Raw genomic sequence first — 21,925 nt, 5'->3', positions numbered from 1 at the left:
CAAATTATAGTAATCCTATTTCTCTTTTATAGGTGTGATGGATAACGTATACCCTAATGGTGCAAGTACCTTGAGCAAGGTATCAAGCTGTGGTGTGGATTTCAGACTTTCTATTCTTGCGATTGCGGGTTGTTTCACTCCGCTTAATTCAGCAAGTTCTCTCTGTGAATATCTTTTTTTCTCTCGAGCTTCAATCATTTTTCCTATGAGTTCCACTTCAAGATTTGTCTTTCCTTTCCCCAAAACAGATAGATATAGGAGTATTGACTAATAAAAAAGTATTGCCGGAGCGTATTTGGAAGCAGACGGACAAAATGTTCCGCCATGAACAAAATGTTCCAAAACGTCCTGTAATCCGGCCGGAACATTTTGCATGCCGCAGAATTTTCTGGCAGTTGAAAAAGCTTAAAGAAGAGCCTTATACTTAGCCCTGTCGAACGGACATTCAAACAGCCGGAAAATAGAAAGGCGGATAGGATGCCGGTAAAAGGATTGGAGGATAAATATGGAAAAGAGCACGGCAGGGTTTATTGGCAGACAAAAGAAGCCCGGCGAAAAAAAGAGATACGGAAGAGGGGTTATCAAGGAAAATATGCAGATTTATGCATTGATGCTTCCTACCCTGGTACTGATATTTATTTTCTGTTACATACCCATGTACGGACTTGTGATAGCTTTTCAGGATTATGTGCCGGGAGCCCCGTTCCTGGGAGAAGGAGTAAAGTGGGTAGGATTAAGGTGGTTTGATAAATTTATTTCCGGCCACTATTTTTCAAGGCTGATAAAAAATACTCTTATCTTAAGCGGCCTGAATCTGCTGTTTGGTTTTACCGCACCGATTTTTTTCGCATTGCTGCTGGATCAAATCAAGCATACCCGTTTTAAAAAATTTATCCAGACGGCCAGCTATATGCCCTATTTCATTTCTACTGTGGTAGTGGCAGGCATGGTTATCTCGTTCATAGACACAGACGGGCTGGTAACAAATCTGCTTATGCTGCTGGGGTTTGACCGGAAGAATTATCATGTGGAGCCATCCGCCTTTCCATGGATATATACGATTACTAATGTATGGAAAAATTTCGGATTCGGAAGTATTCTGTACTGCTCCATTATATCCTCCATCGATCCCGGACTTTATGAGGCGGCCAAGCTGGACGGCGCCAACCGCTGGCAGCAGGTCTGGCATGTGACTATTCCGGGACTGCAGGCAGTAATTGCCATCAACCTGATTACCACGGTGGGAGCTATCCTGGCTGCAAACTCCGAACTGATACTGCTGCTGTATACACCCGCTACTTATGATGTGGCAGATGTTATCGGCACCTATACTTACCGGCTCGGTATTCTGGAAGGGCAGTACAGCTATACAACGGCTGCAGGATTGTTCACAGCTGTCATCGGTTTTGCCTTTACCTATGCGGCCAATAAAATCAGCAATAAACTGACAGGTTTCGGTTTGTGGTAGAGGAAGGAGAAGGAACAGGGATGAAAAAGCAGAATAAAAACAAAATCAAAGAGGGTAACCGGGCTGTAACGGCAGTCCTTTATATCCTTGCGGCAATAGCGGCATTCATAACTCTTTACCCTATGTATTATGTCCTTATTTTATCGCTCAGTGAACCGGCCTATGCCGCAACCATGCGGGTTTATCTGGTACCGAAGGGGTTTAATCTTTCCGCCTTCCAGGTGCTGGTCACCGATATGAAAATGTGGAGGGCATATGCCAATACGGTACTGTATGTGGTACCTACCACGATACTTATGATTGCCACAAGCACGGTAGTGGCATTCGGCCTGAATTATAAAAAGCTGATGGGAAGAAAATTTTTAACCATGTTTCTTCTGATTCCCATGTATTTTGCAGGCGGGACGATTCCCTCTTTTCTTCTTATCGTAAAACTGGGATTATATGACAGCCCATTTTCCCAGGTTATTCCGGCCTGCTTCTCCATATGGAATATCATCCTGGTAAAGGCTTATTTCCGTTCCATACCGGAATCTCTGACGGAGGCGGCAAGGATTGACGGGGCCAGCCTGTTACAGGTGCTTCTTAAGGTATTTGTGCCTCTGGGGAAACCTATTTTTGCGGTTCTTGCGGTTTATACGATTGTGGGTGTCTGGAACAGCTGGTTTTCCGCCATGCTTTACCTTCCTCATACGGAATGGCAGCCGCTTCAGATGTATCTGAGAAGGATACTGGTGGAATCCAAACAGACGCTGACACAGGTAATGGATGCGGCAACGGCCAAAGAACTGGCCATGAGGCAGCTTTCCAATGCACAGCTGAAGTATGCCATGATTATATTTACGACACTTCCTGTGTTGTGTACCTATCCTTTTTTCCAGAAGTATTTTGTCAAGGGTATGGTATTGGGCTCTTTAAAAGAGTGAACGATTAAGATTTCATCCTTTTCCTTTCGGGGAAAAGATGTAATATATTGAATAAGAAGAAGGAGGAAGTTATGCAAAGAACAAAGAAATTCCAAAAGGTATGGGCGGCGGTGCTGTCGGCGGCGATGATAGCGGGTACGCTTACAGGGTGTGCAAAGGAATCCGGCACGGAACCCGGGGAAACCGGATCGGCAGCGGCGAGTGCTGCGGCGGAGGCCGGAGAGGAGCTGACAACTATCAAGATTCTTGGCGTGGACAACAAGGCCACGGATGATTCCGGAAATGCCGTTTATTTATCGGACTGGGTGAACGGGGACAGCAAGATGTGGCAGAAGCTGACGGACGATCTGGCTGAAAGAGGGCTTCGTCTGGAACTGGATCTGATTCCGGAGGATCAGTATGAAACGGTAGTGCAGACTCAGATTGCTGCGGGACTTACCTGTGATATCGTAAATATCAACGGAAGTACAAGCAATAAAAGGACAGTGGATTATAAAACACTGATGAATCTGGTTAAGCAGGGAAAGCTGGTTGCCCTGAATGATATCTGGGACAATTATTCCGACGGTACGGCCAAAGAATTTTTTACCACGGGGTTCGGATCGGAAGTGGAAAAATTGAATGTTATGGAGGATGGAAATATTTACTGGCTTTCCGCCTGTACAATCGGGGACTATAATGGCGATGTATGGGGCGGTTTTACCGGGTCGATGATCCGGAAGGACTGGCTGGATAAGCTGGGTCTGGAAAAACCGGAAACTACGGACGAACTGTTTGAAGTGCTCTCTGCCTTCCAGACGCAGGATGCCAATGAGAACGGGGAGCCGGATGAAATCGTAACGGTGGACTATAACACATTCGGAAACGGTATCGCACAGTTTTTCGGACTGGGCACGCAGGCCTGTTTTGTGGACTATAATACAGGAAAGGCAACAAGCCCCTGGTACCAGGATGGTGTGAAGGATTATATTGCCTTTATGAAAAAGCTGTGTGATGCAGGCCTGCTGGAAACCTCCGGACAGGGAAATGAGAAAAAGGCTGAGAATAAGGTTTCCATGATCAGCAGCTGGTGGATATCCACCTGGGACGAACCGGGAGTCATTGTGAAAGAGGGACAGGCGGCGCCTTATTTTGTAGGGACACTCTGCCGGGGAGTGGAAGGGATCGATCCTCTTGTCACCAGACAGAACGGAATTCAGAAGGGAACTTATGAGTATGCGGTAACATCCAATGCAGATAAGGCAGCGATAGGAAAGCTTCTTGATTATCTGGCTAGTGAAGAGTACAGCGTGCTTTCCGAATTCGGTATTGAGGGTTATACCTATGAGGTAACGGAAGACGGCAAGAAAAAGAAATTACCGGCCAATGATATCAGTGAGGTACAGATTATGTCTAAGCTGCCGGCACTGTGGGTAAATAATTCCATTCTTCCCCGGGTAGAGGTGACGGATCGGGCACAGGAGCTGATTACCTGTGAGGAGGCCGGCCTTACGATGGGATATCCGGATACCGGCTTTAAAGAAAAGGCGGAGGTTATCAAGGATATCTATGAGAATGAAGAGAAATACAGCTATGCCATTATGGATACGGAAGCCAATCTCGCGGCGGCTACGGAAGAGGAAACGGAACGGATGACGGAAATCAAAGCGGATTTCGACACCTATTATCAGGAACTGCTTACCAAACTGATTTTGGGGCAGGCATCCATGGATGACTGGGATTCTTATATCAGTGACATGAAGGAGCTTGGCCTGGACGAATTAATTTCCATAACACAGGAAAGATATGACAGGGCACAGCAGTAGAAAACAGAATAACGGAAATAACGCCGGAGCGAGAGCACTTTAGTTGTTCCGCGTCCGGCGTAAGTGTATAATAGCTGTATCAATTCGGGGGATGGTGGGGTTATGTTTGGGTTTTGGGAAAATAAGTTTTTCAGGAATCTGTTTCTCACATTTTTCTGGCTGATGGCGGTGCTGATACTGGTTTTTGGGGGTATCATTTCCTTTCAGCTGGAAAAAGGAAGACAGGCGTCCGTACAGCAGGAGCTTCTGCGTAAGGTGGAACGGATGACACAGGCGGTGGATGAAAAGTTTTCTACGGTGGATATGATTGCCACCCAGATCGCATCCAGTACCTGGATTCGTTATGCAGGGACGCAGTCCGATATTTTGTATTCCCGGATGGATACTTTGAAAAAACAGGAAATTTCCCAGACAATAGGCAACGAGAACGATATTCTCAAAATTGCCAAATCCACTGCAGTCCTGTTCCCTCAGAAAAATATGGCTATAGACAGGGTATCCTTCTGGGAATGTGAAAGGTACTTTAATTCCGTAGGCCTGTATCCGGAGCTGTTGGATAAACTGATGGAGGCACTGAAGGGAAATTACAGTACCCAGGTACTGTATACCGATGAGCAGGTGAAAGCGGGCTATGACAATTTTATTATTGTGAAGCAGCTGCAGTATGATGACAAGCCGAGACAGGTTTTGCTTATCTATGTGGATGGAAAGCTGTTTGACAAGTTTATCAGGGACAATGTTTCAGACACGGTCCGGTTTGGACTGTCCTTTGACGGTATGCCTGTTTATGAATGGAACAGCAAAGATGCGGAGACCGCCGGGGAACAGATATTTGTGAAAGAGGTGCCCTCAGGGATGTACCGCTGGAATTATGAATTCACTGTGGATATGAGTTATATCAATGGAAGCGGGCCGGCGGCCTATTCTCTGATTTTAGGCTGCTGCGGCCTTTTGCTGCTTGCGTTCGCGGCTTCTTATCTTCTTGCCAGGCTGACACACAGGCCGATCAGCATCCTGGCAGAGCGGTTCGGAATGAAGAAGTCCCACCATGTATATGGCCTTGAAGATATCGAAAAATCCTATCAGGAGCTGAACACAGAAAAGGAAGGGATGGAATCCCTGGCCAATCAGTATTATGAAATTGGAAAGGATGATTTCCTCGGCAGCCTTCTGGAGGGAACCTGTGAAAAGGAAAAGATAAAGGAGCATATAAAGCAGTATCATCTGGGGTTTCAGGAGGATATGGCTTATCTGATAATACTGCTTCCGTTTTGGGAAGAGGATCGACAGAAGGCATTTATCGGAGCGCTGCTGCAGCTTCAGCTGGATTGCTACAAGGACGGTTTTCCGGTGGCGATGTACCATACCCAGGGTATGTATTATCTGATTCTGCCCTCGGAGCAGGGGAAAGAAGCGCTGCTGAGAAAAACGGAGCAGCTGTGCATCATGGTGGATGAACTGCTTCCGGATATGGATGTGGAGCTGTATTTCGGGCGGCCCCATCATGGATTCCAGGGAATTCACAGGGCATATGATGAAGCGAGGGAAAAAATGCTGGGAGGAAACAATCCGGATAAAATCAGATATTACTATCCGCTGGAACTGGAAATAAAAATTATTAATTATATGAGGATTGGCCATTTTGAAGATGCGGAAGAAATCTGCAGGCATATCAGGGAGGAAAACCAGAGAAGACAGCTGCTTCCCGGTGAAGCCCGGAAGGTTACGGGACTGCTTTTTGAGGTGTTCTACCGGTTTTCTGTGGACATGCAGTTTGAACTGCAGAGAGATACCTGTGGATATGCGGAAGCAGAAGAGGTTCAGGATGTGGATAACATGTGGGACGCATTGCTGGAAATCCTGGAGGCCCTGAAGAGAAGCTTTAATGAAAACCAGAACCTAAAGTCTCTGGGGTATGACATCGTGGAATATGTCAAAGCGCATTTTACCTCTTCCGGACTTTCCCAGCAGGATATTGCGGATCATTTCCGGGTATCCAGGCCTACGGTTTCCAAGGTCTTTAAGGAAACCATGAAGGTGAATTTTATTGATTACCTGCATAAGCTCCGCGTGGAGCAGGCCAAGATATTTTTTGAGCAGGAAAACTATAATGTTCCCGCAGTAGCACAGCTTTGCGGATATGAAAATGAAATTACCTTTAAGAGGGCATTTGTGAAAAATGAAGGAATGACGCCCAGAGAATATGTAAAAACAATGGATGGAAGGCTGCGCGATCCATCCATATGTTCAATGAAAAGCGGGAGAAAAGCGGAATGAATAAATTAAAAGCAACGGGACTGTCCCTTAAGGGCAGCTATTGCCAGGAAGGGAAATGGTATGATATACCGGAGGAATCCATAAATGACAATGGTTTTTTCTATGAAAAGGAAGGCGCGGCCTATTCCCTCAGGCTGACGGAAACGGAATATGGCTGCGATTACAGGCTGGAACAAAAGGCATCCTGTAACACCAGGCTGCGTTTCCGGCTGCAGGGAGAAGGAGAGGAAGCTTTCCATGTGATTCCCTGCAATATTTACGGTGACAATAATATTGACCGGGTTAAGCCGGGAGAGTTCCCCAGTCTGACAGACAAATACCCGGGAACCCGGTTTTGTTCCCCGTTCTGGGCGTTCCGGGCGGACAGAGCGGCCATGCCGCTGACGGCAATGGTCATGGGAGAGCTCTCCGTGGGTATTTCCATAGATCCCTATTCCGATGTGCAGGGCGGATACATACACAACGGTATAGAGGCAGGCCTCCCTGCGCTGGTGGGAGTTTCCATTGGTTATGAAAATTTCCCTTCCACCTTTGTGGACAAGGGAAATGCAGGAGAGCCCACTTCGGAATATGCCTTGCAGGCATCTGCCGGAGGTTCCGTTTATCTGTATCCTCACGGAGGGAAAGAGGCAGTCCATCAGATGATCCGGGAAGAATACGGGAAGAGACATGAAAGGGCTGTTTATAAAAACAGCCTGCAGGAAGCGGCAGCCGCGATGGTGGATGCGTTTATCCGTCTGAACTGGAACGAGGAGTGGCAGGCTTATACGGATATGTCCTGTAAACCGACGGAAAACACCGAACTGAAAGCATGGAGGCCGGTATATGAAATAGGCTGGACGGGAATCGGGGAGCTTGCCTGCCCTCTTGTGGCGGCGGAGGAACTGCTTCCGATTTCCCGGGAGTCTTTTGGAAAGGCAAAAACAGGGGAAGAATTAATCGATCAGATAGTGGGGGCATATAATCCGGTTTCCGGCCTGCTGAACGATCTTGTGGCTCCCATTGATTCCTCCGGTTCCCTGGTGAACGGGTGGTGGATTTGGTATCATATAGCCTCCGACTGCCATTGTGCCTATAACAATGGAAAGGCGGTTCATGAAATCCTGAAAACCGTCTGCTTCCTGAAAAAGAGAGGGAAGGCCTATCCTGTAAACTGGCTGGATACCTGTCTTAAGGTGCTGGATACCATGTGTATGCTTCAGGGGGAAGATGGAAATTATGGTTATACATACAGTACGAAGGAGAAAAAAGTGCTGGACTGGGACGGTTTTGCCGGCTGCTGGTTCCTTCCCTGTATGGCTTATGCCTATTCGCTGACCGGAAAAGAAGCCTATCTGGCAAGCGCCCGGAAAGCTGAAACCTTTTACCGGAAATATGTAAAGGAATTGAATTGCTACGGAACACCCATGGATACCTGGAAGGCGGTGGACGAAGAAGGAAATCTGGCGTTTATCCGCGGTACAAGGCTTCTTCATGAAATAACCGGAGAGAAGGAATATCTGGAGGATTTGGAGAGCGGCGCCTGTTACGAATATTTGTGGAGATACGGTTTCCGGACGAGACCGGAATACGCCCCTGTAAATAGCGGCTGGAATGCCTGCGGGGGTTCAGTCACCAGTATATCCAATCCCCATATTCATCCGATGGGGGTGATCGCAGATGATGATTTACGATATCTGGCAGATCAGACCGGAGATGAATATCATCGTTCCAGGGCGGATGACAGTACGGTCTGGCTGATGCAGAACCTGGAGTGCTATCCTGAGAAAACCGGATACGGAAGGTATGGAGTGGTTTCCGAACGCTGGTGCCCCAGTGACGGCCTGGTAACCGAAAGGTACAGTGACGGTACGCCCTATAGTTCCTGGTTTACCTATAATATGTGGTCGGCTGCCAATATCCTCGAGGCCCTGACAGACATTATCGGCAAAGAAGTGTAAGGCGTTTGGAACGGAATCAGAAAGGTTTGGGTTTGTAAATGAAAATTCAGAAATTGAATAATAACTGGCAGATGAGAATAGCCGGTGAGGATATCTGGCTTCCGGCCAGGATTCCCGGTTCCATTTACCAGGATCTGACAGATGGCGGAAGGCTGGACGACCCTTACTGGAGGGATAATGAAAAGAAGGCCCTGGCCATTATGGAGAATCATTTTGTATACCGGTGTGTTTTCCGGAAAGAGGAAAAGGAATATTCCGAAGCAATTCTGCGGTTTGAAAGCCTGGATACTCTTACAGAGATACATCTTAATGGAAGAAAACTGGGAAATACGGAAAACATGCACCGTATTTATGAGTATGAGGTGACAGATATTCTGGCGGAAGAAAATCTGCTGGAGATTTTCTTCCGCCCGGCACTTTCCTATATCCGGGATTGCCAGGAAAAGGTACGGGCAGAAGGCTGTATCGATGCCATGGACGGCTTTGCCCATATAAGAAAGGCTCATTCTATGTTTGGCTGGGACTGGGGGCCCAGGATTCCTGATGGGGGGATTCTCAGGGATGTGACTGTGTGTTACAGGGATGCTGCCTGGATAGAAGATGTTCATATCAGGCAGAGGCATGAAGAGGGATATGTGACACTGGCCATTCAGGCAGAGATGGGAAAAGGCGGCAGGGAAGACCTTCCTTTATTCTATGAGGTATCGGTTACGGCTCCGGACGGTGCAAAACTCAGGGAAACAGGCTCACCCCGTGAGATCAGGATAGACAACCCTATGCTGTGGTGGCCTAACGGCCTGGGCAGTCCGAATCTCTATGAAGTGGAAATACGGCTGTTTGCGGGGGACAGGCTTCTTGATACCTGGAAAAAAAGAATCGGTCTGCGCACCATAACCATACGGCGGGAAAAGGATGCCTATGGAGAAAGCTTTGCCACGGAAGTCAACGGGCAGCAGGTCTTTGCCATGGGCGCCGATTATATCCCTCAGGATAATATTTTCGGGCGGATCCGGAAGGAACGCACCAGGAAGCTGCTGGAAAGCTGTGTTATGGCTAACTTTAATACCATCCGCGTATGGGGCGGCGGCTATTATCCGGAAGATTATTTTCTGGATCTCTGCGATGAACTGGGGCTTATGGTCTGGCAGGATTTTATGTTCGCCTGCGCAGTTTACGAGCTTACCGATGCCTTTGAGGAAAATATAAGGGCGGAATTTGCCGACAATATCCGGAGGATGCGCCATCATGCATGCCTTGCGCTCTGGTGCGGCAATAATGAAATGGAAATGTTCGTGGCCGGCGGCGGATGGGGAAATACGCCAAAACAGATGAGTGATTATTTTAAGATGTATGAATATATTATTCCCAAAATGCTGAAGGAATACGATCCGGATACCTTTTACTGGCCGGCAAGCCCTTCATCCGGAGGAGGCTTTGATGATCCGAACTGTTATGACCGGGGAGATGTGCATTATTGGGATGTTTGGCATGGAGGAAAGCCCATAACGGAGTTTCGGAAATTTTATTTCCGCTATCTCTCCGAATTCGGCTTCCAGTCGTTTCCCACGATGAAAACCGTGGAAAGCTTTACCCTTCCCCGGGACAGAAATATTTTTTCTTATGTTATGGAAAAGCATCAGCGTAATAATTCTGCGAATGGTAAGATAATGACTTATATGGAACAGGAATACCTTTATCCTTCTGACTTTGCGACCCTGCTGTATGCTTCTCAGATGCTTCAGGCCGAAGCGATAAAAAATGGAGTGGAGCATCTGCGCAGACACAGAGGACGCTGTATGGGAGCCGTTTACTGGCAGCTGAACGATATCTGGCCGGGGGCTTCCTGGTCTTCCATTGATTATTACGGCAGATGGAAAGCGCTTCATTATTATGCAAAAAGATTCTTTGCCCCGGTACTGCTTTCCTGTGAGGAAGAAAGCCGGATGACACAGGAGCGGAATATTAACGCGGAGAAGCCGGATTTCAGAAAGTCTGTAAGATTCAATATTTCCAATGAAACCTTTGAAGAAAAGCATATGGAAGTTTCCTGGACAGTGAGAAATGTCGGCGGCGGGGAACTGGACGGAGAGAATATAATGCTTACCATCCCTCCTTTTTCCTCCGAATGGACACGGAAATGGGAGCTTCCCGATCTGGATGCGTCCAGGGAATATGTAAGCTATTCTCTGAAAGAAAACGGTGCCGCAGTTTCACAGGGAAGCGTATTATTTACCATGCCGAAGTATTTTGAATTCATGGATCCCGGGCTGACTGTGAGCAGCGATGGGGATACAATAACGGTGCAGGCGGAATGTTACGCCAAGGGTGTAGAAATCAGGAATGAGAATGAGGATCTGATTTTATCCGATAATTATTTTGATATGGACGGCGGGGAAAAAACAGTGCGTATTCTTTCCGGCAAGCCGGATGGGTTAAGAGTAAGAAGTGTCTATGATATCCGCTGATGTGAGAATCGGAAGTATTCTATACTGAAAAATACAACAGACCGGGGCAGCTTACGTGATTGTAATCACAGCTGCCCCGGTCCGTTATTTTACTTTTTATTTCGTATAATTATATCACCGGAACTGCATTCCACGCGGATCCAATTTTCATATTCTTTCTCAAAGGTATAGTAAACCTCACCCAGTTTGTGGTCGGCCACTTTGATTTCACCGTAGTCGGTCTTTAAATCATATCCGTAGCTTTCTGACGATGCAGGGGCGATATCCACATAACCATAGTCGGATTTGACGGTAAGATTGCTGAAGAGGAAAGCGTCTGCGGTCATATTCCCGCTGCTGAGCTTAAGGCTGGCATCGGATGCGGAAATCTCATTCAAATCCACATCACCGTAATCGCTGTCGGCGCTGAACCGGCCCAGTGAGGAATTGCTGATTTTCAGTTTGCCGCTGCTTAAGGAAAGAGCGGTAACAGCGGTAATTGTTGAATTATCCAGACTGCAGTCCCCATAATCATTGGATACCTTCAGGCTTTCCCCGTTCAGGTTTTCCGCCTTGAATTTGCCGGAACTCAGTTTCATATCCATATTGGTGCAGGAAATATCGCTGAGAGAGACATCCCCATAATCATTTACCATGGTAAGCTCCTTTGCTTGAAGTCCGGATATTTTGGTGGCTCCGGAAGAGGTGGATACATACAGGGACGTAAAGTAAGTATCCGCAGGAACATAAACAGTCACATATTCTTTGGCGGAAGGCCAGCTTCCGGAAAAAGTCATATTGAAACCGGAAAGGAACATTACCGGGCTGCTGTTATTTCTCTTGCCGTCCCTTACCATAAGCTGTCCGTCCTTAACCTGGATAACAGGGGGATTCCAGGCGACAAGCTGGTACTCCACTCCATAGTGGTCGGATGGCTGAATGCTGATATCCGCATAATCGATTTTAATATCCAGGCTGGTAAAGGCCTCCAAATCATTGATGGTATCGGAAAGGACTGAGGGGCCGTTCTCGGAATTTCCATAGCTGTTGGCAGAAAAGACGGTCAGCCCTTTTCCCGGCTGGTAGCCTATACCGTTGAAACGGCCTCCAAACACCCATCCGAGAACCGACAGAAGCAGACCGGCGGCACAAAGCACAGCGCAGGAAATGAAAAATTTATTACGTTTACGCATGACGTTCTCCTTTCTTTTTTAAAATATTCCCGAAAAGGCGTACCAGGTTGATTAAGACATAGCGGCAGAGCTGGAATACGCCATATACGGCGAGAAGCCCCAGTCCGGTACAGAACAGTCCTGCGCCAAGGCAGCTGATCGCGGTGGCGGGAGCAGAAAAGAGTACGGTGAAGCTGGCGGCAACGGCAACCGGCCCGCATATCAGGAAAGCAAAGGCGGCCATCGCAAGAGCGGCGAGTACCATCAGTATGCAGAGCAGGAACATGATGAGTACACATAGAAGCATCAGTGCAAAGGGAAGCGCGATGGGAACGGCGCAGACGGCAAGTATGCCGATCCAGAGGGCGTTCATATTCCTGCGCAGGCCCTTTTGCGGGACAGAGGCCTTATGAATGGCCATATTGGTAATTATCTGTTCGGCCGCGGTATCAGGGCTTCCCAGATCCTGAATGGCCTGCTGTTCCCTTTCCGGCCCTGCATCTTCAAAGTATTCTGTAAAATAGTCCATAGCCTCATTAAAATTTTCTTTTGGCAAAATCCGAAGCCGCTTTTCCAGCGCGTTCATATATTCGGTCCTGTTCACTTTTCCTCACCTCCATAGGCAATTTCGTTTATAGCATCCACATACTTTTTCCATTCATTATCCAGATATTCACAGGTTCCCCGCCCGTCCGGCGTTATTTTGTAATATCTCCGGTTGCGTCCCTGGAATTGCTGATCGTAGGTATCCACCAGACCATTTTCCTGGAGTCTTTTTAAGATGGGATAAAGAGTGGAGTCTTTGGTATTGGAAACGGTTTTTAACTGTTGGCTGATTTCGTAGCCGTAGCTGTCGTCTCTGGAGACGACGGATAAAATTAGGAACTCCAACAGCGGCGTGCTGAGTGGATATATCATATAATCCCTCCTTTAGTATATATTTTCTGTAGTTATATCTATGATTTAAGTATATTATAGATTGTATAATATATGCTGTCAATATATATAAGAAATTCTTAAGCTTCTTAAGGAAAGCTTTGGAAAGCCCGTCATAAAAATGAAAGGCTCGGACATATTCCTGTCCTTCTTTTCATAATGTATATAAGACAGTGGCTGCAAAGGATTTTGACAGTCACTTTCCAGGACAAGATAAAGGAGTGGGAATGTGTTTGAGACAAAGAGCATCAGAGAAACATGTGTACAACTGGACAGTGATATAGACAAAGGACTGACAGAAAAGGAAGCCGCGAGGCGTTATGAGGAGAACGGGAAGAATGAACTGAAGGAACCGCGGAAAAAGACGGTGGTGGAATCCTTTCTGGAGCAGCTGAATGATCCGCTGATATATGTGCTTCTTGCGGCAGCTGTTATTTCCCTTCTGCTTCATGAAATCAGCGATGCTGTGATCATTGCGGTGGTGGTGCTTATGAACGCTGTTGTCGGTATGATTCAGGAGGGAAAAGCCCAGAAGGCCCTGGATTCCCTGAAGAAGCTGACAAGCCCTCATGCTTATGTGATCCGGGAGGGTAAGGAAAAGGAGATTCCGGCTTCGCAGCTTGTGGTTGGTGATATTGTATGTCTGGATGCAGGCTGCCAGGTTCCCGCAGACCTGCGTCTTACCAGAACAAGCAGCCTGAAGGTGGAAGAGTCGGCGCTGACTGGGGAATCGGTTCCTATTGAAAAGGATGCTTCCTTTATCGCAAAAGGGGCAGGAGGCGGCTTACGCAGAGAGGCTTATGAGGAAAAAGGGCTGGAAGCCGCCGGAAAAAAGGCCGCAGGAAACAGAAAGGATACTCATATTCCTTTAGGGGATCGGTATAATATGGCTTTCATGTCCACCATTGTGACCTATGGCAGAGGGGAAGGGATTGTGACTGCCACAGGTATGGATACGGAGATCGGAAAAATCGCATCCCTTATTAATGAAAGCCATGAAGAGCTCACTCCTTTGCAGAAGAGGCTGGGAGAACTGGGAAAAATACTGAGCCTTCTGTCTCTGCTTCTGTGCGCGGCCCTCTTTATGATAGCGCTGCTCCAGAAACGGAATCTGATTGAAATGCTGATTACCGCCATATCCCTGGCAGTGGCGGCGGTGCCCGAGGGGCTTCCCGCAGTAGTAACCATCTGTCTGGCCCTGAGTGTCACTAAAATGGTAAAGGTACATACGATTGTCAGGAAGCTTCCTTCCGTAGAGACGCTGGGGGCGGTGAGCGTGGTATGCTCCGATAAGACCGGCACTCTGACCCAGAATAAAATGACGGTGGAGAGCTGTTTTACAAACCAGAAGATTTTTGGGAAAAAGGATCTGGGGAAGGAAGAGCATAAGGAATTTTTAAAGGGGATGACCCTGTGCAATGACGGTGTCCTGGAAGGGGGAGAACGCATTGGGGATCCCACGGAGCTGGCTCTGCTTGATTTGTCAGCCCGTTTCGGAATGCGCAGGGATGAACTGGAAAAGGAATTTCCGCGTACCAAGGAGCTGGCCTTTGATTCCAACCGGAAAATGATGTCTACCTTTCATCAGAGAGGAAACCAGACAGTTACTTATACAAAAGGGGCGCCGGATGAGGTGCTGAAAAAATGCAGCAGCGTTCTGATCTACGGCAGGACGGTCCCTCTGACGGAGCAGCAGCGAAAACAGATCAGGCAGGCGGTGGAGAGCATGTCTTCCCAGGCATTGAGGACTCTGGCGATCGCCATGCGGGTCGGCGGCAGCGGCCCGGTGGAGGAAGGCCTTACCTTTGTGGGCATGGTGGGGATGAAGGATCCGGCCAGGCCGGAGGCAGCCGGTGCGGTAGCCCGTTTCCGGGATGCGGGGGTATCTACGGTGATGATCACAGGGGATCATGTGGATACTGCCTTTGCCATAGGGAAGCAGCTGGGGATAGTGAGCCGCCCGGAGCAATGTCTGACCGGGGAGGCTGTGGCGCATCTGGATGAGGAACGTTTCCTGCAGAAGCTGGATACCGTGCGGGTGTTTGCAAGAGTATCTCCGGAACATAAAGTACGCATTGTTAAGGGCTTTAAGGCGAAAGGGAATATTGTGGCAATGACGGGGGACGGCGTCAACGATGCTCCGTCCCTGAAGGCGGCGGATATCGGGATTGCAATGGGAATGACGGGAACAGATGTGGCGAAGCAGGCCTCGGACATCATACTGACGGACGATAACTTCGCTACGATAGAAAAAGCCATTGTGGAAGGGCGCGGAGTCTATGAGAATATAAAAAAATCCGTTATTTTTCTCCTTTCCTCCAATTTAGGGGAAATCATGACCATGTTCCTCGCCGTACTGTGCGGCCTTGCCTCGCCTTTGAAATCCAGCCATATTCTCTGGATTAACCTGATTACCGATTCCCTTCCGGCACTTGCCCTCGGAGTGGACAACAACGATGCGGACGGACTGATGAGACGGCCTCCCCGTGATCCGAAGGAGAGCCTGTTTGCCGGAGGCGGCCTTGCCTGTACCTGTTTTTACGGACTGCTGATAGCCGGTATCAGCCTTGCGGCCTTTTTTACCATCCCCTATGCGGTGATACTTGAGAGGCAGATTCCTCTTACCATAAATAATTTTGCAACAGTGCTTCAGCATGAAGCCATACTCAACCGGGCACAGACCTATGCCTTTACGGTTCTGGGCATGTCTCAGCTGTTTCATGCAGTGGGGATGAGGGACGTGAGAAAATCGATATTCAAGATGAAACATTTTGACAATAAACTGATGATCGCTGCCTGTGTCCTGGGATTCCTTCTCCAGTTTGCCGTAACGGAAATACCATTTCTTACAGCGGCCTTCGGGACGGCCCATCTGACCTTAAGAGAGTGGCTGCGCCTCGCATTTCTGGCCTCATTTCCGCTGCTGGCCCATGAACTGATGATCCTGTTTTCCTTCGATTTCGTGCGGAAAGGGAACAGGAAACAGAAGCTGTCGGCAAAAACGGCTTCGGAGTACATGCTGTAAAAAACTTAATCAGAAAAGATATGTGCCGATATTATACAGTGGTCCGAATTTTCTAAAACTGCTCCCGGTCCGGCGATCGGGAGCAGCTGAAGAAATCCGGGATGTTATTTCATTTTTTTAATCCTTTCCAGTAAATCTACAATCAGCCTGGCCTCTTCTTCATCCAGCTGGCGGATATATTGGATTGCCCTTTGCTGTATTGGCGTGGTGTGTTCTGACTCGTTGAAGAATTTCATTGGTGTTACACCCAGATAATCACAAATATAAAGAAATTCCGGCATAGAAGGCAAAGCACGGCCGGAGGCAATACTATGGATATAACTGGTGCTGTGTCCTAATTCTATACTCATTTTTCTTTCCGGAACATCCTTCTGGAGTCGAAGCTCGGTAATTCGGTCACGAATAAATTTTTCATCCATTATCATCGGCCTCCTCCCATGTGATAATCATAATATACGTCAAGCTTATTTTCGAATATTTATAGCGTCTGATATTGTTGAAACATACGCTGATATCGTCTATAATTGTTAAAGAAAGATGCATATAATATACATATGCCATAGGAGAAATTACAATGAACAAAAAGAAGATCTACAAAAAAGTGGCTAAAGAATATGGAGTGAGTGTACAGGAAGTGAAACAGGAGATGCAGACGGCTCTGAAATATGCATACGGGAATACACCTGATGACGGTGTGACAAGAAAGTGGCAGAAGAAGGTCCCCAGCAAAGCGGAAGTACCCACTCCTGACGAACTGCTGCGTTACGCCAGAAGAAATTACAATGAAATATAAAGCATAATCGGTGTGTCTGATTCATTTCATCATTTTTTTGTTTAGTTCCATAAAGATAAGAAGCCTCCACAATTTGTGGAGGCTTCTTATCTTATGAGGGGGGAGATAGTTTTCAACAAAATTTATAAGTTGTTGTTCATCTATCTGTCATTTATGATACCGGAAAAATGTGTCCGAAGTGTGTCATAATTCAAAAAATCCTATAAAGATTATGAAGGAATTCTTTAGATAATCTTAATTGAGTAAAAACACTCCGTTAGGGGAAAATGATATCAGTTATAGTTTGCACGTGCCCTGCGCCTTGTGCCCTCCGCCGGCCGGCTTGCCTTTCCGGTTCGGACTCTCTTCCCGGCGTGCCTGTGTACCCTGCGCAGGCACGCCAGTGAGTGCTTGCACTCGCTTTCACTCTGCCAAAAACGCAGCGGTACTAAGATTGCACAGGACGCAATCTAAGGACCGGCGTTTTTAGAAGGCCTTTGCAGGGTACACAGGCACGCCGGGAAGAGAGTCCGAACCGGAAAGGCAAGCCGGCCGGCGGAGGGCACAAGGCGCAGGGCACGTGCAAACTATAACTGATATATAAAAAAACAGTAAACAAAACTGACTAACTATTTACAAAAAGTCAGTCAGTTGTTATAATACACAAAAAGGCAGTAAGGCAGGTGACAGGATGAGGATAAGCAAAGAACCGGAAGTACGCAGGGCAGAGCTGGTAAAAGCCGCCCGGGAACTGTTTGACAGGAACGGGATCAAGAATACCCAGGTCAGCCAGATCGTGGATAAGGTGGGAGTGGCCAAAGGACTTTTTTACTACTATTTCAAGTCAAAGGATGAGATTGTAAACGAAGTGGTAAAGGAGGTTATGTCGGAGCTCAGGGAAGATTCCGAAAGAATCCTGGCCGATGAATCTCTTACTTTTTATCAGAAGGCATCGGAGTTCATTGTGCTGTATATGCATATGATTGATCAATTTTCCGGTGATGAAGAGAAGAATCTGGCTAATATGCTGGAGGTGATTTCCGGCAATTCCATCGCCCAGGATGCCAATGAACTGCTGCAGCGGCAGATAAACCGCCTGTTGGAGGAAGGGGTAAGGGACGGGGTGCTTACGATAGACTATCCTGAGGAAACGGTGCGGACTCTTATTTTAGGGCTGCTTGCCCAGTCAAGGAAACAGCTTCTTTCCATGGAGCAGATCATAACCATTATTGAGCAGGCCATGCACTTGCCTGCAGGTTCCCTGAAAAAGGGAGGAGGAGTATAATATGACACAATACAGCGAATCGTTGGATGCGGTAGTAAGCGGGTTACAGAGCAGCCGGACAGAAGGGCTGACAAGCACCCGGGCAGAGGAACGTCTCCGGGAATACGGCCCTAACCAGCTGCGGGCTAAGAAAAAGAAAACGAATCTGCAGCGTTTTTTTGAGCAGTTTAAGGATGTGATGATACTTATTCTGATCGCTGCGGCTGTCGTTTCTTTTATTGTGGCGTGCAACGGACATGAAACATCTGAATTTTTTGAACCGCTTCTGATTCTGCTTATTGTTATTCTCAACGCCATCATGGGAATGGTGCAGGAAAGCAAGGCGGAAAAGGCCATGGAGGCCCTTCAGAGCATGTCGGCGCCTCATGCCAGGGTTATCCGTGACGGCAAGGAAGTGGTAATCGATGCCGTGCAGGTGGTGCCGGGGGATATTATTCTTGTGGAAGCCGGTGATAATATACCTGCCGATGCCAGGCTGATAGAATCGGCCAGCCTGAAATCGGAGGAATCCGCGCTTACAGGGGAATCGGTTCCCAGTGAGAAGGACGCTTCTCTTCAGATAAAGGAAAACGCTCCTCTGGGAGATCGGGCCAATATGATTTATTCCGGTTGCAGCGTGGCTTACGGACGCGGCCGGGCTGTCGTGACAGCCACCGGTATGAATACGGAGATGGGACATATTGCAGGCCTTCTGGAAGGGGAAAGCGATACACAGACTCCCCTGCAGCAGAAGCTGGCACAGCTGGGCAAGTATCTGGGATTTCTGGCTATTGCCGTATGTGCGATCATTTTTGTGATAGGCCTGATTGACGGTATTCCGGTTATGGAAATCTTTATGACAGCGGTTTCCCTTGCGGTATCAGCCATTCCCGAGGGGCTTCCCGCAATTGTTACCATCGTTCTGTCTATCGGCGTCCAGAGGATGGTAAAACAGAACGCCATCATCAGAAGGCTGCCCGCCGTGGAAACACTGGGGAGCGCATCTGTAATCTGTTCTGATAAGACAGGAACCCTTACCCAGAACCGGATGACCCTGGTTAAAGCCTACGATGCCGCAAGCGGCAGCCTTACCGATGTTTCGGGACAGGATTCCCCTGAGATCAAAAGACTTCTGGAGTACGGCTCTCTCTGCTGTGACGGCTCGGTTATTGAAAAAGACGGAGAGATCCAGCATATCGGAGATCCTACGGAAACCTGTATCGTTTATGCAGCCATGAAAAACGGAAGCCCCAAGGAAAAACTCGCGCAGGAATATCCCAGGCTTACCGAGCTGCCCTTTGATTCCGACAGGAAGCTGATGACGGTGGTGTGCAGGATAGATGGAAAAAATGTGGTGATTACCAAGGGCGCCTTTGATTCCATGCTTCCTATCTGTACCTCAGGAGATATGGATAAAGCACAGGAGCTGGTAAACTCCATGAGTTCCGACGCCCTCCGTGTGCTGGCGATCGGCTGTAAGGAGATTGATGAGGTGCCTGAAAACCCGACCATACAGAAGCTGGAAAACGGCCTTACCTTTATGGGACTGGTGGGTATGATTGATCCGCCCCGTCCGGAGGTACGTGACGCGGTTGCCGTCTGCAGGAAGGCGGGCATCAAGCCTGTGATGATTACCGGGGATCATGTGGTTACCGCTTCTGCCATTGCCCGGGATCTGGGGATCCTGGAAGAAGGAGATAAGGCCATTACCGGTGCTCAGCTGGGAGAAATGAGTGAAAAGGAGCTTACCGAAAAGGTGCGCCATATATCCGTATATGCCAGAGTGTCTCCGGAAGATAAAATCCGTATCGTGAAAGCATGGCAGGATCAGGGTGAGATTGTCGCCATGACCGGTGACGGCGTGAACGATGCGCCTGCACTGAAGGCGGCCGATATCGGCTGTGCAATGGGAATTACCGGAACGGACGTGGCAAAAGGCGCGGCGGATATGACGCTGACGGACGATAACTTTACCACGATTGTATCCGCAGTGAAGGAAGGCCGGGGAATTTACGGGAATATCAAACACGCGGTTGCCTTTTTGCTGGGAACCAATATCGGAGAGGTGCTTACCGTATTTCTTTCCATGCTGTTCTGGAAGCAGAGCCCGCTCCTTTCCATGCAGCTGTTATGGATTAACCTGGTAACCGACAGCCTTCCCGCCATTGCGCTGGGAATGGAAAAGGTGCCTGACGATGTGATGGAGAAGAAACCCAAGCCGAAAAATGAGGGAATCTTCGCTCATGGGCTGGGAGTCCGGATTGTGCTTCAGGGTGTTATGTTTGCGGCGCTGACCTTATTCGGCTTCTGGCTCGGCTGGAACGAAACCGGCACGATAGAGGCCGGACGTACCATGGCTTTTATGGTATTGGCAAGCACACAGGTATTCCATGCTTTTAATATGCGTTCCAACCATTCCCTTTTCAAAACCGGCTTCTTTACCAATAAATATTTGAACGGCGCGGCGGCGCTGTCCCTGTTCCTGATTGCGCTGATAACCTTTGTCCCTCCGTTTGCCCTTGTGTTCGGCCTGACAGCCCTTCCCGGACATCTGTATCTGATTGCCCTGGGACTGGCATTAATTCCTATTATTGTTCTGGAAATTGCCAAGGCGGCAGGAATGATTAAGCATCATCAGTAAAGCGGTTTTTACTGGCACAGGCTGCCGGAGCAGTCAATGTCCGGCAGTGGGCGGGGGGAAATACAGGTATGGATATGGAAACATGGTTCGCCCCGGCGATAGAGCTGGGGCAGTTGGTCAAAGAGTACCGGGAAGCGGCGCCCGGGGAGAAACAGAGGCTGGAATGGCAGATCAGAAATTCGGATTATCTTTCCCGGCTGCATATTCTGCAGAGCTACAGCGGAGCCGGTTTTTTGCAGGGGCTTCTTCCGGAAGAGAAAATCAATGTGATCAGAAAAGATTTTTTTATGAATCCGGCAACGCCGTCTCCGCAGCCGGAAGGAGAAAGACATTATCAGATGCCTTATCACCGGCATGATTACCTGGAGCTTATTTTCGTGCTGCGGGGAAAATATGTCCAGTCCATAAATGGGGTTCTGCATGAGCTGAAGGCCGGAGAGGTATGTATGCTCAATCCGAATGTGATTCACAGGGATGAAATATCCGGGATGGAGGACAGGGTTTTGTTTATGGGCTTGTCCTCCGGCTTTTTGAAAGGCGAACTGACCCGGTTTTTTGCGCCTCATCCGGAAATAGCCGCATTTATGGAAAACCAGTACGGCCGCACGGATCAGCAGTATATCTGGTTCGGACGGAAGAATTTCGCACCGGTGCAGGCTCTTCTGGAGCAGATTGTGGAAGAGGATGAAAGGAAGCTTCCGGGGCATCATCTGGTGATAAAAGGATATCTGGTCCGTCTGTTCGGGCTGTTGGCGGAAAACCATAATTACGTCTGCCATTATCAGAGCCGAAGTGAGATTGAGGAAAACCTGGTGGCTGAAATATTGAAGTATATGGAGGACCATCTTGCCGATGTGGACAGGACGGGCCTTGCCGCGTTCTTTCATTTCAACCCGGATTATCTGAACCGTTTCCTGGTGCGTATGACCGGAGAAAATTATTCTTCCAATCTTCGGCGGATACGGCTGCAGCGGGCGGCAGAAGAGCTGAAGCACACGGATAAAAGTGTCAATGATATTATCCATGGACTTGGGTTTTCCAATAAAGGACATTTTAACAGGATGTTCTCTGATATGTACGGCATGCTTCCCGGAGCATACCGGAAGGAACAATAACAAAATAATAGAGATTCCCAAAAGAGAAAACAGGGTGGTTAGATTTCAGAAAGTCTGAATCGGTAACCACCCTGTTTTTGTCTATCTGTTCATGATACTGAAAAGCTCCTTGTACGGTGCTATATTTGGTGTACAGAATA

The 21,925-nt window shown here is 48.2% G+C and carries 16 protein-coding genes; 11 read left to right on the top strand and 5 right to left on the bottom strand.

All coding sequences use genetic code 11. The annotated features are described in order from the left end of the window. Positions 1-15: 15 nt before the first annotated feature. Positions 16-216, bottom strand: coding sequence for a helix-turn-helix domain-containing protein (locus BLA28_RS00755; protein ID WP_242880542.1), 201 nt, complete (start codon positions 214-216; stop codon positions 16-18). 289 nt (positions 217-505) lie between these two features. Between BLA28_RS00755 and BLA28_RS00750 the strand changes: the two genes are divergently transcribed. The 6 genes from BLA28_RS00750 to BLA28_RS00725 all read left to right on the top strand — a co-directional run bounded on the left by BLA28_RS00750 (position 506) and on the right by BLA28_RS00725 (position 10,881). Next, positions 506-1,468: an ABC transporter permease gene (locus tag BLA28_RS00750; RefSeq protein ID WP_009254318.1), complete on the top strand. Its 963-nt coding sequence runs from the start codon at positions 506-508 to the stop codon at positions 1,466-1,468. A 20-nt stretch (positions 1,469-1,488) separates the two neighbouring features. Beyond that, on the top strand, positions 1,489-2,394 hold the full coding sequence (locus tag BLA28_RS00745) for a carbohydrate ABC transporter permease (protein ID WP_009254317.1): 906 nt from the start codon (positions 1,489-1,491) through the stop codon (positions 2,392-2,394). Positions 2,395-2,465: 71 nt separating this feature from the next. Further along, positions 2,466-4,199 (top strand): type 2 periplasmic-binding domain-containing protein, encoded by a 1,734-nt coding sequence (locus BLA28_RS00740; RefSeq protein WP_044970036.1) that lies wholly within the window; start codon positions 2,466-2,468, stop codon positions 4,197-4,199. A 102-nt stretch (positions 4,200-4,301) separates the two neighbouring features. After that, positions 4,302-6,476 (top strand): helix-turn-helix domain-containing protein, encoded by a 2,175-nt coding sequence (locus tag BLA28_RS00735; RefSeq protein ID WP_069155656.1) that lies wholly within the window; start codon positions 4,302-4,304, stop codon positions 6,474-6,476. After that, the gene (locus tag BLA28_RS00730; protein ID WP_141702848.1) at positions 6,473-8,416 is read left to right on the top strand and encodes a hypothetical protein; all 1,944 of its coding nucleotides are present in this window, start codon (positions 6,473-6,475) and stop codon (positions 8,414-8,416) included. Before BLA28_RS00735 ends, BLA28_RS00730 begins: the two co-directional genes overlap by 4 nt. A gap of 38 nt (positions 8,417-8,454) precedes the next feature. Beyond that, positions 8,455-10,881: a beta-mannosidase gene (locus BLA28_RS00725; protein ID WP_069155654.1), complete on the top strand. Its 2,427-nt coding sequence runs from the start codon at positions 8,455-8,457 to the stop codon at positions 10,879-10,881. A gap of 89 nt (positions 10,882-10,970) precedes the next feature. On the opposite strand, the gene BLA28_RS00720 is transcribed toward BLA28_RS00725, so the two are convergent. Genes BLA28_RS00720 through BLA28_RS00710 form a run of 3 tightly spaced genes read right to left on the bottom strand, consistent with a single transcriptional unit; the run spans position 10,971 to position 12,950 of the window. Continuing rightward, positions 10,971-12,053 (bottom strand): DUF4097 family beta strand repeat-containing protein, encoded by a 1,083-nt coding sequence (locus BLA28_RS00720; RefSeq protein WP_069155653.1) that lies wholly within the window; start codon positions 12,051-12,053, stop codon positions 10,971-10,973. After that, positions 12,046-12,636 carry a DUF1700 domain-containing protein gene (locus tag BLA28_RS00715; protein ID WP_069155652.1) on the bottom strand — a complete coding sequence of 197 codons (591 nt, stop codon included), beginning with the start codon at positions 12,634-12,636 and terminating at the stop codon, positions 12,046-12,048. Before BLA28_RS00715 ends, BLA28_RS00720 begins: the two co-directional genes overlap by 8 nt. Next, positions 12,633-12,950 carry a PadR family transcriptional regulator gene (locus BLA28_RS00710; RefSeq protein ID WP_009254310.1) on the bottom strand — a complete coding sequence of 106 codons (318 nt, stop codon included), beginning with the start codon at positions 12,948-12,950 and terminating at the stop codon, positions 12,633-12,635. The genes BLA28_RS00715 and BLA28_RS00710 overlap by 4 nt, the downstream gene beginning before the upstream one ends. A 247-nt stretch (positions 12,951-13,197) precedes the next feature. Here BLA28_RS00710 and BLA28_RS00705 point away from each other — a divergent pair, with 247 nt between their 5' ends. Next, positions 13,198-15,993: a cation-translocating P-type ATPase gene (locus tag BLA28_RS00705; protein ID WP_069155651.1), complete on the top strand. Its 2,796-nt coding sequence runs from the start codon at positions 13,198-13,200 to the stop codon at positions 15,991-15,993. Between the two features lie 104 nt (positions 15,994-16,097). Here BLA28_RS00705 and BLA28_RS00700 read toward each other — a convergent pair whose 3' ends face one another. Then, positions 16,098-16,412 (bottom strand): helix-turn-helix domain-containing protein, encoded by a 315-nt coding sequence (locus BLA28_RS00700; RefSeq protein WP_071698983.1) that lies wholly within the window; start codon positions 16,410-16,412, stop codon positions 16,098-16,100. A 155-nt stretch (positions 16,413-16,567) separates the two neighbouring features. Here BLA28_RS00700 and BLA28_RS00695 point away from each other — a divergent pair, with 155 nt between their 5' ends. The 4 genes from BLA28_RS00695 to BLA28_RS00680 all read left to right on the top strand — a co-directional run bounded on the left by BLA28_RS00695 (position 16,568) and on the right by BLA28_RS00680 (position 21,785). Beyond that, positions 16,568-16,786, top strand: a complete 219-nt coding sequence (locus BLA28_RS00695) for a sporulation initiation factor Spo0A C-terminal domain-containing protein (RefSeq protein WP_009254307.1) — start codon at positions 16,568-16,570, stop codon at positions 16,784-16,786. Positions 16,787-17,456: 670 nt separating this feature from the next. Beyond that, positions 17,457-18,050 carry a TetR/AcrR family transcriptional regulator gene (locus BLA28_RS00690; protein ID WP_025485444.1) on the top strand — a complete coding sequence of 198 codons (594 nt, stop codon included), beginning with the start codon at positions 17,457-17,459 and terminating at the stop codon, positions 18,048-18,050. A gap of 1 nt (position 18,051) precedes the next feature. Continuing rightward, positions 18,052-20,670: a calcium-translocating P-type ATPase, PMCA-type gene (locus BLA28_RS00685; RefSeq protein ID WP_069155650.1), complete on the top strand. Its 2,619-nt coding sequence runs from the start codon at positions 18,052-18,054 to the stop codon at positions 20,668-20,670. A 68-nt stretch (positions 20,671-20,738) separates the two neighbouring features. Beyond that, positions 20,739-21,785 carry a helix-turn-helix transcriptional regulator gene (locus BLA28_RS00680; RefSeq protein WP_069155649.1) on the top strand — a complete coding sequence of 349 codons (1,047 nt, stop codon included), beginning with the start codon at positions 20,739-20,741 and terminating at the stop codon, positions 21,783-21,785. Positions 21,786-21,925 lie beyond the last annotated feature (140 nt).

Source organism: Eisenbergiella tayi, assembly GCF_001881565.1.
Taxonomy (GTDB): domain Bacteria; phylum Bacillota; class Clostridia; order Lachnospirales; family Lachnospiraceae; genus Eisenbergiella; species Eisenbergiella tayi.
This window is presented reverse-complemented; position numbering and strand designations above follow the sequence as displayed.

What these genes read in the sequence shown, in the direction of transcription:
- BLA28_RS00750 (WP_009254318.1), top strand. Translation starts at nt 506, where the DNA reads ATGGAAAAGAGCACGGCAGGGTTTATTGGCAGACAAAAGAAGCCCGGC.
- BLA28_RS00745 (WP_009254317.1), top strand. Translation starts at nt 1,489, where the DNA reads ATGAAAAAGCAGAATAAAAACAAAATCAAAGAGGGTAACCGGGCTGTA.
- BLA28_RS00740 (WP_044970036.1), top strand. Translation starts at nt 2,466, where the DNA reads ATGCAAAGAACAAAGAAATTCCAAAAGGTATGGGCGGCGGTGCTGTCG.
- BLA28_RS00735 (WP_069155656.1), top strand. Translation starts at nt 4,302, where the DNA reads ATGTTTGGGTTTTGGGAAAATAAGTTTTTCAGGAATCTGTTTCTCACA.
- BLA28_RS00730 (WP_141702848.1), top strand. Translation starts at nt 6,473, where the DNA reads ATGAATAAATTAAAAGCAACGGGACTGTCCCTTAAGGGCAGCTATTGC.
- BLA28_RS00725 (WP_069155654.1), top strand. Translation starts at nt 8,455, where the DNA reads ATGAAAATTCAGAAATTGAATAATAACTGGCAGATGAGAATAGCCGGT.
- BLA28_RS00720 (WP_069155653.1), bottom strand. Translation starts at nt 12,053, where the DNA reads ATGCGTAAACGTAATAAATTTTTCATTTCCTGCGCTGTGCTTTGTGCC.
- BLA28_RS00710 (WP_009254310.1), bottom strand. Translation starts at nt 12,950, where the DNA reads ATGATATATCCACTCAGCACGCCGCTGTTGGAGTTCCTAATTTTATCC.
- BLA28_RS00700 (WP_071698983.1), bottom strand. Translation starts at nt 16,412, where the DNA reads ATGGATGAAAAATTTATTCGTGACCGAATTACCGAGCTTCGACTCCAG.
- BLA28_RS00695 (WP_009254307.1), top strand. Translation starts at nt 16,568, where the DNA reads ATGAACAAAAAGAAGATCTACAAAAAAGTGGCTAAAGAATATGGAGTG.
- BLA28_RS00690 (WP_025485444.1), top strand. Translation starts at nt 17,457, where the DNA reads ATGAGGATAAGCAAAGAACCGGAAGTACGCAGGGCAGAGCTGGTAAAA.
- BLA28_RS00685 (WP_069155650.1), top strand. Translation starts at nt 18,052, where the DNA reads ATGACACAATACAGCGAATCGTTGGATGCGGTAGTAAGCGGGTTACAG.
- BLA28_RS00680 (WP_069155649.1), top strand. Translation starts at nt 20,739, where the DNA reads ATGGATATGGAAACATGGTTCGCCCCGGCGATAGAGCTGGGGCAGTTG.